The following is a 15,324-nucleotide window of genomic DNA, read 5'->3' as shown; positions in this document are numbered from 1 at the left end:
TGCGCATTGCTGGACCGTTGACGCACTATAGTCGATTGTCGCATCAAGATCGAAACAGCCAGGCGGGAAGCCTGTCTTTTGGGAGGAGCCCCCAACATGGCCGAACCGCAGCGCGCGCGACCAAAACCGACGCCGGAGACCCAGCATTTCTGGGACGGCACGAAAGCGGGCGAATTGCGGCTGCAGCGCTGCGACGCCTGCGCACATGTCTACTTCCCGCCGCGCCCATTCTGCCCCTCCTGCGCCTCGCGCAAGGTCAGCATCTTCAAGGCGAGCGGCAAGGGCTTTCTCTACAGCTACGTGATCAACCATCGCCCCGCCGCGCCGGGCTTCACGCCGCCTTACGCCATCGCCGTGGTCGAGCTCGACGAGGGCCCGCGGATGATGAGCAACATCATCGACTGCCCGCAGACGCCTGAGGCGCTCGAACTCGACATGAAGCTCGAGGTCGCGTTCCAGGAGCTCGACGACAAGATCACCCTCCCCGTCTTCCGTCCGGCGAAGGGATAAGTCATGCGCAAGAACCAGGTTGCCGTCGTCGGCGCGGCCGAGACCACCGAGCTCGGCGTCATCCCCAACGCCTCGCAGCTCCAGCTCCATGCGGACGCCGCACTCAACGCCATTGCGGACGCCGGGCTGAAGCTGTCCGACATCGACGGCTTTGCCACCGCGGTCGAGACGCCGCAGCAGGTCTGCCACTATCTCGGCATCAAGCCGACCTGGGTGGACGGCACCTCGGTCGGCGGCTGCTCGTTCATGCTCCACGTCCGCCATGCCGCCGCGGCGATCGAGGCCGGCCTGTGCAAGACCGTGCTGATCACCCACGCCGAGAGCGGCAAGTCGATGATCGGCAAGCTGCCGCGCTCGACCCCGCCGGACAGCCTCAACGGCCAGTTCGAGGCGCCCTATGGCGTCTACGGTCCGCCCAGCATGTTTCCGATCCCCGTGCTGCGCTTCATGAAGACCTGGGGCATCACCCACGAGCAGCTCGCCTCGGTTGCGGTGATGCAGCGGGAGTGGGCGGCGAAGAATCCGCGCGCGATGATGAAGGAGCCGATCACGGTTGCCGACGTGCTCAACTCGCGCATGATCGCCTATCCGTTCCGCCTGCTGCAGTGCTGCCTCGTCACCGACGGCGGCGGTGCGCTGATCCTGACCTCCGCGGACCGCGCCAGGGACTTTCCGCGCAAGCCCGTCTATATCATGGGCACCGGCGAGAGCGTGGAGACGCCGATGGTCAGCCAGATGGAGACGTTCAATTCCTCGCGCGCGTTCAAGGTCGCAGGGCCGCTGGCGTTCAAGGAGGCCGGCATTGCGCATGAGGACGTCGACCATCTCATGATCTACGACGCGTTTGCACACCTGCCCCTGTTTGGGCTCGGTGATCTCGGCTTCATGCCGTACGAGGAAACCGGCCAGTTCATCGCGGACGGCAACACGCGTCCCGGCGGCAAGCTCCCGCTCAATACCAATGGCGGCGGACTGAGCTACATGCATTCGGGCATGTACGGCATGTACGCGCTCCAGGAGAGCGTCCGCCAGATGCGCGGAATCGCGCCGGCGCAGGTGCCGAACGCGAGGATTTCGGTGTGCCACGGCGTCGGCGGCATGTTCGCCGCAAGTGGCACGATCGTGTTTACGAACGAGAGGTAGTGACTGTCATTCCGGGATGCGCCGAAGGCGCAGGCCCGGAATCCATAACCACAATCGGGAGTATGGATTCTCAGGTGCGCAACCGCGCACCAGAGCTCGCGCCAAGAGGCGCGCCCCGGAATGACGACGGAATTTGGAACGGCTAGCGGAGAACCCACATGAGCAAATCACTGCAAGACAAGGTCATCATCGTCACCGGCGCAGGCCGCGGCATCGGGCGCGAGATCGCACTGCTGTGCGCGGCGGAAGGCGCCAAGGTCGTGGTCAACGATCCCGGCGCCGCCGCCGACGGTGCCGGCTCGAACGCTGCTCCGGCCGAAGAGGTGGTCGAGGAGATCAAGAAGCGCGGCGGCACAGCGGTTGCCAACTTCGAGTCGGTGGCGGAGGCAATCCCCGCCAGCAAGATCGTGAAGACCGCGACGGATCATTTCGGCCGGCTCGACGGTGTCGTCAACAATGCCGGCATCCTGCGCGACATGATCTTCCACAAGATGAGCGTGGAAGCGTTCGAGGCCGTCATCAAGGTGCATCTGATGGGCTCGTTCTATGTCAGCCACGCCGCGGCGCGCATCTTCCGCGAGCAGGAGAGTGGCTCCTTCGTGCACTTCACCTCGACCTCCGGCCTGATCGGCAACTTTGGCCAAGCCAATTACGCCGCCGCCAAGCTCGGCATCGTCGGCCTCTCCAAGTCGATCGCGCTCGACATGGGCCGCTTCAACGTGCGCTCCAATTGCGTCTCTCCCTTCGCCTGGACGCGCATGATCGGCACCATCCCGACCGAGACCGAGGCCGAGAAAGCGCGCGTCGAGAAGATCAAGCAGATGGGGCCGGAGAAGATCGCCCCGCTCTGCGGCTATCTGCTCGGCGATTCCGCCAAGGACGTCACCGGGCAGATCTTCGGCGTGCGCATGAACGAGATCTTCCTGTTCAGCCAGAACCGCCCGATCCGCTCGGTGCAGCGGAGCGAAGGCTGGACGCCGCAGTCGATCGCCGAACACGGCATGCCGGCACTGAAGGGTTCGTTCTACAAGCTCGACCGCTCCGCCGACATCTTCACCTGGGATCCGGTCTAGACGGCTTTCCGGCTATTGCTGCACTGCGATCTCCGGTTGTCCGGCCGGAGATCGCCCGCTTTACGCCCGATTGCGGGCCGATGGTTCGCTCCCAACGAAAAAATCGGGAGGCGACCATGACGACATCCCTGCCCATCACGATCGATGCCCGCGAGCCCGTTCTCGCCCGCCGTACCCTGTTGAAGGGCGCCGCCGCGGTCGCGGCGACGGGCGTGACCATCAGCGCCGCCGGCGCGGCGTCCGTCGCGCCCCTGGGCCAGACAGGCGCGCCGACGATATCGACGGCGCCATTGCCCCTGGGACCGTTGCCGGGCAGCCGCTACCCGGACTCTCACCTGGAATCCGCCAAGAAGGGGCCGCCATCGTTCGGCCCCCCCGGTTTTCCGGCCTTCGCCGGCACGATGGCCGTCGAGCGGGTCGCGACCGGTTTCCGCTGGGCCGAGGGACCGGTGTATTTCGCAGCAGGGCGGTACCTGTTGTTCAGCGACATTCCGAACAACCGCATCATGCGCTTCTCGGAGGACGACGGCCATCTCAGCGTCTACCGGCAGCCATCGATGAACTCGAACGGCAACACCATCGACCGCGAAGGACGCCTGATCACATGCGAGCACAGCGGCCGGCGCGTGACGCGAACCGAACTCGACGGCTCGATCACCGTCATCGCCGACAAGTTCAACGGCAAGCGACTGAACTCGCCGAACGATGCGGTCGTCACTGCCGACGGCGCGATCTGGTTCACGGACCCCGCTTACGGCATCGGCGGCTTTTATGAGGGAATCAAGGCCGAACCCGAGCAGGAGAAGAAGAACGTCTACCGGGTTGACCCGAAGTCCGGAGACGTCAAGGTCGTCGTCGACGATTTCGTGGAACCCAACGGCATCACGATCTCGCCCGACGAGAAGAAGCTCTACGTCTGCGAGACCGGGTTTACGGACGGACCGGACAACCCATCGCATATCCGCGTGTTCGACCTCGACGTGGCAGCGGGGAAGGTATCGAACAGCAAGGTCTTTGCGGACATGCCAAAACCGAGCATCACCGACGGCGTCCGCTGTGACACCGAAGGGCGGGTCTGGTGTTCGGTCGGCTGGGGCGATCCCAACGAAGACGGCGTGCGCTGCTATACGCCGTCAGGCGACTTGCTCGGCAAGATCCATATTCCGGAAACCGTGGCCAACCTGTGCTTCGGCGGACAGCAGCGAAACAGGCTCTATATTTGCGGCTCGACGTCGCTCTATGCCGTCTACACCAGTGTGCAGGGCGCGTTGAAGCCATGACCGGCTAAAGCGCGATGCGCTTAGGATGAATCGTCATCGCGCTTTAGGTTGTCGTTCAAGCATGATCTTTTCGGAAAACCGCTGCGCGCTTTAGCGGGTGGGGTAGCGAAAACAGGCGGCACGCCTTCTACTTGCTATCCCTACCCCGTATTCCGCAACCCCGCCGAGATGCCGTTGATCGTCAGCTGAATGCCGCGCAGCACCTGCTCGTCCGGGTTCTGTGCGCGGTGCTCTTTGAGCAGCTCGACCTGCACGTGGTTGAGCGGGTCGAGATAGGGGAAGCGGTGGCGCACGGAGCGTTCCAGGAGCGGGTTGCCCTGGAGCAGCCGGTCCTGGCCCATGATGTCCAACAGTGTCTCGATGCAGGAATGCCATTCGCGGCGGATACGGCCGAAGATCTTTTCGCGCAAGGCTTCGTCCGGCACGAGCTCGGCATAGCGCGAGGCGATCGCGATCGAGCTTTTCGCCAGCACCATGTCCATGTTCGACAGCAGCATGCGGAAGAACGGCCATTCCTGGTAGAGCTCTTTCAGGAACGGCATGCCCTTGTCGGGATGCTCGGCGATCCACTGCTCGACCGCGCTGCCGAAGCCGTACCAGCCCGGCAGCATCAGGCGGCATTGCGCCCAGGAGAACACCCAGGGGATGGCGCGAAGGTCCTCGATCGCGCGGGTCTTCTTGCGCGAGGCCGGGCGGCTGCCGATGTTCAGCGTCGCGATCTCGTTGATGACGGTGGAAGCCCAGAAATAGTCGACAAAGCCGTCGGTCTCGTAGACGAGGCCGCGATACGCCTTGAAGGCAAGGCTCGAGAGCTCGTCCATCGCGGTCAGATATTCGCGGCGCGGCGCGCTCTGGCGCGGATGCAGGAGGCTTGCTTCCAGCGTCGCCGCGGCGAGGACCTCCAGATTATTGCGGCCGACTTCGGCGTTGGAATATTTCGACGAGATGATCTCGCCCTGCTCGGTGATGCGGATCTGGCCATTCACGGCGCCGCCGGGCTGCGCGATGATGGCGTCATAGCTCGGCCCGCCGCCGCGGCCGACCGAACCGCCACGGCCGTGGAACAGGCGCAGCCGCACGTGGTGGCGCTCGAACACCTCGACGAGACCGATCTCGGCCTTGTAGAGCTCCCACCCCGAGGTGACGAAGCCGCCGTCCTTGTTCGAGTCGGAATAGCCGAGCATGACCTCCTGCACGCTGCCGCGGCTGTCGACCAGCCGGCGGTAGTCGTGCAGCGACAGCATGCGATCCATGATGCCGGATGAGGCCTGCAGATCTTCGATGGTCTCGAACAGCGGCACGATGTTGATGGCGCTGCGGCCGGAGGGATGGACGAGGCCGACCTCCTTGAGCAGCACGGCCACTTCCAGCAGGTCGGACATGCCCTTGCACATCGAGATGATGCATTGGGGAATGGCGTCCGAGCCGAACTTCGCGTGCGCTTCCGCGGCGGCATGGAACACGTTGAGCTCGCCCATGGTCTCGTCGCTGTACTTGACGAATGGCGAGACCAGCGCGCGCGTTGAGCGCAATTCGTTGGTGAGCAGCGAAATGCGCGCGTCCTCGCCGAGCGCAAGATAGGACATGCCGGGATTGGCGGCGTCCATCAGCTCGGCGATGGTGCGTTCGTGCACGGCCGAGTTCTGGCGGATGTCGAGCCGGGCGAGATGGAAGCCGAAGCAGTCCACCGCGCGGCGCAGCAGCCGCAGCCGGCCGCGGGCGATGACGCGGGCATTGTTGGAGATCAGCGAGCGGTGCAGCACGTCGAGATCGGCCTGCAGCTCCTTGACGCTGGCGTAAGGCGCCGCTTTGCCGACCGGCCGGCGTGTGATCTCGACCTCCAGCATTTCGGCGGTTGCGGTGAGCCGGGCATAGATGCCGGACACCGCGAGACGATAGGGCTCGCCGCTCCGGTGCGGCGAGGTGTCCGGCGAGCGCTCCGCCAGGTTGCGCAGTTCCTCGGAGACATCGGCGAGATGGGCCGCGATCGACAGCTCGGAGCCGAGCACGTGCAGCTCGTTCAGATAGAACTGCATCACCCGGCTCGACTGCAGCCGCAGCGTGCCGCGCATGACGTCGGCGGTGACGAAGGGGTTGCCGTCGCGGTCGCCGCCGATCCAGCTGCCCATGCGCAGGAACGAGGCGAGCTCGCTCGCCACCTGCGCGCCGCCCTCCTCCAGCTTGTCTTCGAGCGCGTTCACCAGCCGCGGCACTTCGCGCAGGAAGGTGTAGTCGTAGAAGGACAGGCCGTTGGCGACCTCGTCGAGCACGGTCAGCTTGGTCCGGCGCAAGAGATTGGTCTGCCACAGCGTCAGCACCTCGCGGCGAAGCTGCTCGTCGCTGGCATCAGCCTCCTCCGCGGTCAACGCGACCCGCTCGCGGCGGTCGAGCAGGCCAGCGACCTCCATCTCGCGGTCCATGGTGCTCTTGCGGCGGACTTCGGTCGGATGCGCGGTCAGCACCGGGCTGACCAGCGCGGTCTTGAAGAAGTTGCGGAGCTGATCGGGACCAATGCCCGCCGCCTTGGCATGCGCCAACGTCTCGGCCAGCACCCCGGCGCCGCCGTTCTTGGCGGCGCTGCGCGCGCGCATCTGGCGGATGTTGTTCTGGTCCTCGGCGATGTTGGCGAGGTGCGAGAAATAGCTGAAGGCACGGACGATCCGCACCGTCTCGGAGATCGACATGCTGTCGAGGATCTGCTCGAGCTCACGGCGGACGAGCCGGTCCTCGTCGCGGTGGAACCGGATCGAGGTCTGTCGGATGCGCTCGACCAGGTCGAACACGTCGGCGCCCTCCTGGTCGCGCACGGTGTCGCCGAGAATGCGCCCGAGCAGGCGGATGTCGTCCCGCAGCCGCGCGTCGGCCTCCAGCGCCTGGACGTCCTCAGGGCGGTTGGGGCGGGGTTCAGTGCTGTCGGATGGTACGGTCTGGAGGGACATGGCTCGCTCCTTGGTTCGAGCTCGCTTGGATGCCCGGCAACGGCGAGTGTGCGATATTTTTCTGCCGCAGTGCAAGATGAACTTGGTGGCGTCGCGGCAGGGCTGGGGTGATGATCGCGTGTCCCGGACAAGCAGCAACGCCGCAAGCGTTGCTGCGCCGAGCCGGGACCCAGAAGCCACAGAGCACATTGCCGCAACATGGGCCCCGGCTCTGCAGCGCATCACGCCGCGAAGAAGCGGCGCGCTGCGCTGCGTCCGGGGCACGAGAGATTGCTGGAATCTCACCAATGGACATAGTCTCGCGGTCCTCGCGGCCGGTGCGCCCGAGCTTTGCTGTCCGTTTCGCCCTCATCGAAATGAAAGGGCGCAGGGAAGGCCGGGCGCCGGCTGGCACCCAGGGTCCGCACGCGGAAAACGCACGCGGGGTGACCACAGGTGTTGCCGGGACGTCCCGGCCTTCCCTGCGCAATGGTTTTACGGCTTATGGCGTGCTCTCCCCGGGGAGCGATGCACTATTGCCCCCGTCGCCTTGCGGATGACTGATGCGCGCGCCCGGTCGGGCCGCTTCACCACCGCAAGCCTTGACGCACAGACCCCGGGCGTCAGGACCACACGCTTTTGCCGTCCGCGGACGTCTCCTCCCAAACCATTCGGAAGCTCGGGCGTGCTCGCCCCCGACGCCGGAAGAGACGCTGTGACGGCGCCGTGTCGATCGCGCGGATCGCGATGACTCACGGGCCTTGCCCGCCCTGTCACCCCGTCACGCGCCGGCGCCGCCGCGTGCATCGCATCCCGGCCGACGTATCGTGACGATCGCGAAACGCCCCTTTGACGGGCCGGGATGTCCTGCTGTTTAACCGAAGTCACGAATTCGGTCAATCAGAATATTTTACACCCCTGCCCGTTGACCTGTATGTGGCGTGTTTCGCCTGTCGGGCAATGCGAGGAATTGTGTGCACGCCCGACCGACTGGGCGCGGCCGCATGTCGGGATGAGGCGACGAGTCGCGCAGATCTCATTCGGGCCAAGGGGCGATTTGCCGTGGACTAGCAACATGCCTCGATCCATCTTATCCTCGCCCCATGAATGACTGCTGTTGCGCTCCACCGCCCTTGAACCTGGGCGGGAACAAGACGCGGGATGCCGCCTACCGGCGGGTGCTCTGGACTGTGCTTGCGATCAACAGCGCGATGTTTGCCGTCGAAGCGGTTGCGGGTCTCGCTGCCGGTTCGGCTTCGCTGCAAGCCGACTCTCTCGACTTCCTCGGGGACGCCGCCAACTGCGCCATCAGCCTGCTCGTCGTCGGCATGGCGCTCCGCTATCGAGCGGGCGCCGCGCTTGCGAAGGGCGCCACGATGGCCCTGTTTGGCGTATGGGTCGTGGCGTCTGTCATCTGGCATATCCTCCACGGAACGCTTCCGAGTGCTTTTGCGATGGGCACCGTCGGCGCTGCCGCTCTCGCCGCCAACGCAGCTTCGTTCGGACTGCTTTGGGCTTATCGCCAGGGTGATGCGAACATGCGATCCGCATGGATCTGCACCCGTAACGATGTGTTGGGCAACCTCGCTGTGCTGTTGGCGGCGGCTGGCGTGTTCGGGACCGGCACGGGTTGGCCTGACATCATCGTGGCGACAGTCATGTCGTTGCTCGCGCTCCAAGGGGCGATGGTCGTCGTCCGGCATGCCATCGGAGAGCTGCGGATCGGCCGACTGGCGGCGGCTGAATAGTTGAGCCGCCCGAGTCTCTTTGGATCGAAGGCTGCCATCGTCAGCTTGCGTGACCCGGTCGGCTTCCATCCTGGAAACCGCTGTGGCGGGGCTGTGTGTGCTGAGGTCAGACACGGGCCCCTAACAGACCATCTTCCGCGACCAGATACGGTCTGCTCACGGAAACCGATCTGAGCGGCGGCATTTTCGGCACGTGCAGGAGCATCATCGACGTTAACCCTGTCGGGCAAATGATTCGCCGCGAGGCGGCAGCCGCCGACAAGTTGCCTTATTGCAGCGGAGAATTTTCAGCGGCACTAACTTAGGTTAGAGGCGCATTATGCTGAGAATGGCGTTGTTGGGCCTCCTGATCCTGCTGAGTGTAGGAATTCTCTCAGCAATGGAGCTGAGAGCTCCACCGCGTCGCTCGGTCACGATCGTCCAGCCGCTTGCCGAGCAAAACGCAGGCATCTCTGCTTCACATGACGCATTGGCGAAGGCCGATCGCCTTGACGTCGTCGTCGCTGTGAGCAGCGAGATGCCGACACAGGCTGCTTTGGTCGAACCCTCCGTTGCTCCGCCAGAAAACATCCATTTCGGTTCGCCCGAGCCGGAAACGATCGCCCGTCATCGGCACCATTCGAAGAAGATCGCGACTGCTGAACGTCCCAAGCCGAAACCAAAGGCAACCGCTATCAAGCGAACTGCCAATTTCCAGCATTCAAAGGCCGCCAACGATATCGAGCCCTGTCGGCTCAAGGCGTTTGGTGGCTTGCGCAAGGCATTGAATTTGACCGGTTGCGAAATCTGAGGACGCTTCTGGCCCGGCAGATCGAAGTCGACAATCTGAGCGCGTGGTCCGCCGTGGGGCAGAAGCACCATCCGGTTCGATTGGTTGGAGTATCCGGTCTGCCTACCATCGCGGCACGCTCCCAACGTCGCGTTCGGGCCAGAAGCGGCCATTCAGCCGCCTCTGCCAAGCCAATCGCAAATCAGTCGCGGGGTGTTTACCCAAGGTTAGTGATTGCCATGAAACAACCTGAGAATGTCAGCGCTATCATGTACCCGAACGCTCGGCGCGATAGCATTTGTCTTGATGGCCGTCGCCGTCTTCCGAGTTGCCGGAGGCTGGGTCTATGGCGAGTCGCCCTATGAGCAATACTTGAAGTGGGTACACGGTGACATCCCCCCATTCACTGTGCCGGTGCGGCTAGTCGAGGGAATGCCCGCCACTTTTCCGGCCCGCATCATCCGAAAGCACGGTCATGAGCTCAACCTCATGGTCTACTTCACATGGCAAGAGGAGAGGATCCTTTCCGCAAGTCTTCTTGGCGGACCAATCGTTCAACCGATCAACGAGGCGATGCCACACGGCAAAGTGCCGACGGCATTTCGCGTGATTATTCAAGATTCAGAATCGACTATGACAATATCCACAACTCGGACGGACCACTCCGCGTTGGGTGCTTCCTTCATCGCTCGCCATCTCGCTCGGTTGCCTCCTTGGATGAGGGTCTCTACACGATCAGTGTTACACCACTCAATGACGTATCCGGCTTGGCTCCGCTCAGGACCGAACTCGAACTAACCTTTCGATCAAAATGAAGGCCGGGTGGTTAGAGACCTGCATCCCTAAGGTCCGCTTCGGGTCAAAGGCGCCGTTTTAGCAGTCAGTCGGGTACTTCCGGTCTACCCCAATGAACGGACATCTTCAGAGCCGGTCGCCATATCACAAAGGTGCCACTTCCAGGATTCGCAGCACGCCTCAGAAGTAGACGTTCGCGTTACGCGGACCGGCCGCGACACCACCTGTTATCAGGCCCTGCCGCCGGACATCGCCGCTGGTGGCAGATATGCGCCACTCACGATGAACATGCTGCCGCTCGGCGGCCCACGCTTGAACTCCGAAGCCGTCCCTGCCGGCCAAGCTGCAGACCCAGCTTGCGCATTTTCAAGATTCCGCTCTACACTCTTAGACCGCACCGACTCGCTAAAGTATCCACAAGTTGTGTTCCGCAATTGACGGGACATTGACCTGCGGCTCAAGCGCGTACCGTGGCCCGTGTCGGACAGGAGTGGACCAGCCCCATGTGGAAAGACCCCATCAAGAGCACGCCTTCGATCATCCAGACCGATTTCGGGCCCTTCGGGCAGAGCCTGCCGGGGGACGGTGAAGCCTATTGCGGCCCGACGTCGATGGTCATGGGCCTTTACTGGCTGTCGGCAAACGGCTTCACGCAGGTTGCTCCTGTGGTCTACAACGGCGAGGACGACCCCGTGGCGATCAACCTGGAAAGGGTGGTCGCGGGCTTGATGCGGACGTCGAGCGAGAGCGGCAGCTTCGTGGACGGCATGACGAGCGGGATGGCCGACTATCTGTCGGCCTGCGGAATCGGGCCTGATCTCTATCAGTTGACGAGCACTTCCAATCCGGACCTCGCGTGGCTCGCCGATCAGTTGGCCCCGAACGTGTCCGAGAGTCCGCAGACGATCGTCTTGGCCAATTTCGCGGTTGGCTGGTTTTCCGTTTCCCAGACGACGAAGGGATACATGGAAAATAGCGGCGGCCATGTCCTCGCGCCGCTCACGGTGAACCTGACGGGCGGCACGATCACCATCAACAACGCTTTCCCCGCCTCGTTCGAGAACGTACCCAACCTCCCGTCCAGCAATCCGCAGACCGTCCAGATCGCGCAGATGCCCAGCGGATGGACGCTGGAAAATCAGCCGCTCCCCTCCGAAGACTACAGCCAGGTCGTCACCGACGCGCTCACCGGGTGGGGCGTCTACGCCGTGCTCTGGCAGGGGCAAGCTTGGGCGATCTCGCCGTCGGCGCTGCCCTCGACATCCGGATATGAACCCAGCACCTGGACGATCAACCAGCCTAAGGTCATCAACACGAACGGCGGCACGCTGACCGTCGTCGCGCCGATCTCCGGGCTGGGCGGCCTCCACAAATACGGCGAAGGCACGCTCCTGCTCACCAACACGAACCAGCTGATAGGACACAACACCGTAGGCGCCGGGACGCTGGCAAGTACCCGGACATCCGGCACACCATTTGGCAGCTTCAGGGTGATGGTGACGAACGGCGGAATACTCGAGCTTCGTTCGGACGGCGCGACGGTCGATGTGCAGATCGCCTCGGGATCTCTGGCGACGTTCGTCATCGGCCCTACGGGAGGCGCCTTGCAGCTTTCCGGAAGCGGCAACTATCGCGTCGTAATCGGGGGCAATGACGACGGTACCCTGACGAACATTGTCCGCAACCCCGGCGGAACTCTTGTTATCGTGCCGGGCGGCGGCATGGCCCAGCTTGGGCTGACGCAACAGGTGTTCGTGGCAGGAACGGGAGCAAACCTGCCCATCGTCACGAACGGGATCGTCGCTCCCTACATTCTCGGAGAGGACGACGACGCGGCCAGCTCGGGCAAGTTCCTGACGTATTCGTCCTCCGAGGGCTTCGCGAGCGCGGCGACCGTGTCCTCGACGGATGTCGGCATCAACGACGTTCCCGCCGATGCCGTCTACGAGGTCGTCGACAGCCAGGCGGTCGAGAGCGGCGGTGTGCCGCAGGTGGCGGCGCTCGAAGTGAACGGCGGGGCGATTACGGGCGGCGATGCGAGCATTCTGGTCGGAAGCCAGGCGAGCGGCGACGCCGCGGGCCTCATCATGAACGGCGGCAGCATCGCTACTGCGAGCCTTTCGTTCGGCGCGGCAGAAGGCCTGATCTACACCAATGCTAGCGGCGGTAGTTCGCAGATCGCAGCCGCCATCGAGGGATCGGCGGGCCTGACGATCTTCGGTCCCGGCACGCTGACCCTGAGTGCAGACAGCAGCGGCACGCTTTCCGGTCTGATCAGGGTCAATGGGGGTACGCTGATTGCCGGCGGTACCGGTGGATCAGCAACGGGTGCCGGCGAGGTGCTGGTATCCTACGCGGCGACGCTGGAGGTCGCCGGCACGGTGACCGGCGCGGTTGTTGTCGGCGAGTCGGGCACACTGTTCATGAACGGTGGGACGGTCTCGGGCCCGGTCACCATTGCAGCGACCGGCACCGATACGCCTGCTCCCGGCGGCATATTACAAGGGAGCGGAACAATCAGCGGGACCACCTCCATCAGCGGCATCATCCAGTCAGGCCCGCAGGCTGGCCTGATCACGTTCACCGGCGAGACCACTATGACCGGCGACGCGAGCTTCTATTGGCGGCTGCAGAAGCTCGTGGACGATGCTGATCCCGGAGCCGGACCTGGGATCTACTGGAACGCGCTGCAGTTCAACTCGCCGGATACGAACCTCGGCACCAAGAATGCACCTCTCTGGCTCTTCCTCGACTTCAGCGCCCTCGACGGGGACCCGGACGGCGGCAACGATTTCTGGAAGAAGCCCCATACCTGGACGCTCTTCACCTACGCAGCCGATGCCGGTTACTTTTGGCCGGCGTACGAGAACTTCTCGTACCAGTCCGGGAACTTCAACACGGTCTTCGACAACTGGGTCGTGTCCCTGCAGTGGAAACCGGCCGCCTCGCCGCAGAGCCTCCCCGAGCGATGGCGCGCGAACGCTCGTGCGAGAAGCCGGTAACCGACCCGCGGCAACTGGATAGCCGTGCCAGTCTGCGCCCAAAATTGCGCGCGCCGAGGGACTTCCGCTTTCCCCGATAGCGGCCACAGAGCGGATATCGCTGGATGTCTCGAACGGGCCACAAGCGGAAGTGCGCTGGGTCTCAGACTTGAGAGCGCGACAAGTCCAGCGTGAGGGAGACCACCACCAGCGTAAGAAGGAACAGAGCAAAGATCGATATTTTCACGCTTCGGCTCCAGTCTGTGACCGCCCGCGCCAACCACACAACGGCAACCAGGGACAAGCAACCGGCGACACCGATGGCTAGGGCGTCCGCCTCGCGAGTAAGACCCAGCGGGAGCTTCAGTCCAATGTAGACCACGAACCCCGCCATAAAGATCGACCAAGCCACCCATCCGACCGAAAGCGCTTCCTCTAGCGATAGCTTTCGACCAAAGAACCGCTGAGCGCGCGACACCATGAACGCAGAGGCGGCGAGCACGGCCGCAGAGACTATCCCGAGGTGTTCAGCAGCCGTCATGGCGTTCCCTGACGTGGAGTTCACTACATCTAGTTGTGCCAACCGAAGGGTTCGTTACTGGCTCGCCCGCTTTTGGCTAACGCCCGCAAAGGGTCATCAGCCGCCAATGCCCCTCGAGCTGACGACTTCCACTCTGCTACCGGTAGCCGACATTGACGGGCCCACGCGCCCCTAGGCCGGCACGATCACCTTGCCGATCGGCCAGAGCGCGATGCCCGCGAGCTTGAGATGCGCCCAGGCGAAGGGAATGCCTATGATGGTGACCGCGAGGACCAGCGCGGTCAGGACATGGCCGAGCGCCAGCCACCAGCCGGCGAGCACGAACCAGATGATGTTGCCGATCACCCCGAGCGGGCCGGTGCCGATATCGCTCATGCCGGTGACTTCGTCGCGGCGCACCGCCCGCGAGCCGAACGGCAGCAGCGTGTAGACGGCGATGTTGAACGCCGCCCGCGCCCAGGGCAGGCCGATGATGGTGATGGCCATGATGATGGCAGCCACCAGCCAGCCGAACGCCATCCAGGCGCCGCCGATCAGGATCCAGAGGATGTTGAGGAGAATGGAGACGGGGGCCATGGTTTTATCCGCAGGTCGATGATCCCGCTTATATAGGCGCGAAATCTGTCCCTGCTAAGACGGCAACGTAGGCCATGTGGCGCACGGCGCGATCCGGGGGGCTTGGTCCGGAATGCGCTTCCGCCTTGGCTCATCGAGCAATGGCGGACAAGTCGCTCGATCCGGGCTCCGGCTACCGCCCCTCGAATTTCGGCACGCGCTTCTCCATGAAGGCCTTCATGCCCTCGGCCATGTCCTCAGTCTTGAACAGCGGCAGGAGCTGCAGATAGACGTGGTGGACGTGGTCGGAGAAGTTTTCGTTGAGGCCCATTCGCATCATGCGCTTGGAGGCCTGCACCGCCAGCGGCGCGTTGGCGGCGATTTCGCGCGCGATCGCCGTGGCGCGGCTCATCAGTTCGGCATCCGGCACGACCTCGTTGGCGAGGCCCCATTCCAGGCATTCGCGCGCGCTCAGCGTGCGGCCGGTAAAAATCAGCTCGGAAGCCTTGGCCCAGCCGAGCATGCGCGGCAACAGCCAGGTGCCGCCGGATTCCGGCACCACGCCGCGCTTGACGAAAGCTGCGGCGAGCTTTGCGGACTCCGCCATGATGCGGATGTCGCAGCCGAGCGCGGTGTCCATGCCATAGCCGGCCGCGCCGCCGTTGACGGCGCAGATGGTGGGCTTGTCCATCGCGTGCAGGACCGTCGGCGGGGTGTTGCGGAGGTTGATCGTGGTCGGCGAGGACGCGGCGCTAAGGCCGTTGCCGTCGCGCTCCTTGCGCAGGTCGAGGCCGGCACAGAACGCCCTGCCCTTGCCGGTGAGGATCACTACGCGGACGTTGCGATCTTCATTGGCTTCGGTCAGGAGCCGCGCGAGATCATTCAGCATCGGGCCGGAGATCGTGTTCATGCGCTCCGGCGCGTTCAGCGTGATGGTCGCGATGTGGTCTGCGACCTCGTAGAGGACTTCGTTGGTCTCGCTTGCCGCATCGCTCATGGGAGCCCCTCCAT

Annotated in this window: 11 protein-coding genes; 7 read left to right on the top strand and 4 right to left on the bottom strand. The window is 63.9% G+C overall.

The features are described 5' to 3' along the window. Positions 1–96 precede the first annotated feature (96 nt). The 4 genes from ABIA42_RS06950 (at position 97) to ABIA42_RS06935 (ending at position 4,006) form a co-directional block, all read left to right on the top strand. A complete protein-coding gene (locus ABIA42_RS06950; protein WP_027558650.1) occupies positions 97–510 on the top strand; it encodes a Zn-ribbon domain-containing OB-fold protein in 414 nt (137 codons plus the stop codon). A 3-nt stretch (positions 511–513) separates the two neighbouring features. Continuing rightward, positions 514–1,653: a thiolase gene (locus ABIA42_RS06945; RefSeq protein ID WP_370114674.1), complete on the top strand. Its 1,140-nt coding sequence runs from the start codon at positions 514–516 to the stop codon at positions 1,651–1,653. A gap of 158 nt (positions 1,654–1,811) precedes the next feature. Further along, a complete protein-coding gene (locus ABIA42_RS06940) occupies positions 1,812–2,726 on the top strand; it encodes an SDR family NAD(P)-dependent oxidoreductase (protein WP_319334213.1) in 915 nt (304 codons plus the stop codon). Positions 2,727–2,842: 116 nt separating this feature from the next. Continuing rightward, the gene (locus ABIA42_RS06935; RefSeq protein ID WP_370114675.1) at positions 2,843–4,006 is read left to right on the top strand and encodes an SMP-30/gluconolactonase/LRE family protein; all 1,164 of its coding nucleotides are present in this window, start codon (positions 2,843–2,845) and stop codon (positions 4,004–4,006) included. Between the two features lie 140 nt (positions 4,007–4,146). Here ABIA42_RS06935 and ppc read toward each other — a convergent pair whose 3' ends face one another. After that, a complete protein-coding gene (gene ppc / locus ABIA42_RS06930) occupies positions 4,147–6,945 on the bottom strand; it encodes a phosphoenolpyruvate carboxylase (RefSeq protein WP_370114677.1) in 2,799 nt (932 codons plus the stop codon). Positions 6,946–8,027: 1,082 nt separating this feature from the next. On the opposite strand from ppc, the gene ABIA42_RS06925 reads away from it, so the two are divergent. From ABIA42_RS06925 to ABIA42_RS06915, 3 genes are all read left to right on the top strand, one after another. Continuing rightward, positions 8,028–8,672, top strand: a complete 645-nt coding sequence (locus tag ABIA42_RS06925) for a cation transporter (RefSeq protein ID WP_370114679.1) — start codon at positions 8,028–8,030, stop codon at positions 8,670–8,672. 319 nt (positions 8,673–8,991) lie between these two features. Then, positions 8,992–9,462 (top strand): hypothetical protein, encoded by a 471-nt coding sequence (locus ABIA42_RS06920; protein WP_271528665.1) that lies wholly within the window; start codon positions 8,992–8,994, stop codon positions 9,460–9,462. A 1,277-nt stretch (positions 9,463–10,739) separates the two neighbouring features. Next, a complete protein-coding gene (locus ABIA42_RS06915; protein ID WP_370114681.1) occupies positions 10,740–13,238 on the top strand; it encodes a hypothetical protein in 2,499 nt (832 codons plus the stop codon). 142 nt (positions 13,239–13,380) lie between these two features. On the opposite strand, the gene ABIA42_RS06910 is transcribed toward ABIA42_RS06915, so the two are convergent. From ABIA42_RS06910 to ABIA42_RS06900, 3 genes are all read right to left on the bottom strand, one after another. Next, positions 13,381–13,758, bottom strand: a complete 378-nt coding sequence (locus tag ABIA42_RS06910) for a hypothetical protein (protein ID WP_370114683.1) — start codon at positions 13,756–13,758, stop codon at positions 13,381–13,383. A 171-nt stretch (positions 13,759–13,929) separates the two neighbouring features. Further along, entirely contained in the window at positions 13,930–14,334 is a 405-nt protein-coding gene (locus tag ABIA42_RS06905; protein ID WP_028178328.1) for a YccF domain-containing protein, read from the bottom strand. A gap of 172 nt (positions 14,335–14,506) precedes the next feature. Next, positions 14,507–15,310, bottom strand: coding sequence for an enoyl-CoA hydratase/isomerase family protein (locus ABIA42_RS06900; protein WP_370114685.1), 804 nt, complete (start codon positions 15,308–15,310; stop codon positions 14,507–14,509). Positions 15,311–15,324: the final 14 nt, after the last annotated feature.

Origin of the sequence: Bradyrhizobium sp. USDA 327, assembly GCF_041262065.1 — a bacterium.
GTDB classification, from domain to species: domain Bacteria; phylum Pseudomonadota; class Alphaproteobacteria; order Rhizobiales; family Xanthobacteraceae; genus Bradyrhizobium; species Bradyrhizobium liaoningense.
The sequence above is the reverse complement of the archived record's forward strand: the minus strand, read 5'-3'. Positions and strand labels throughout refer to the sequence as shown.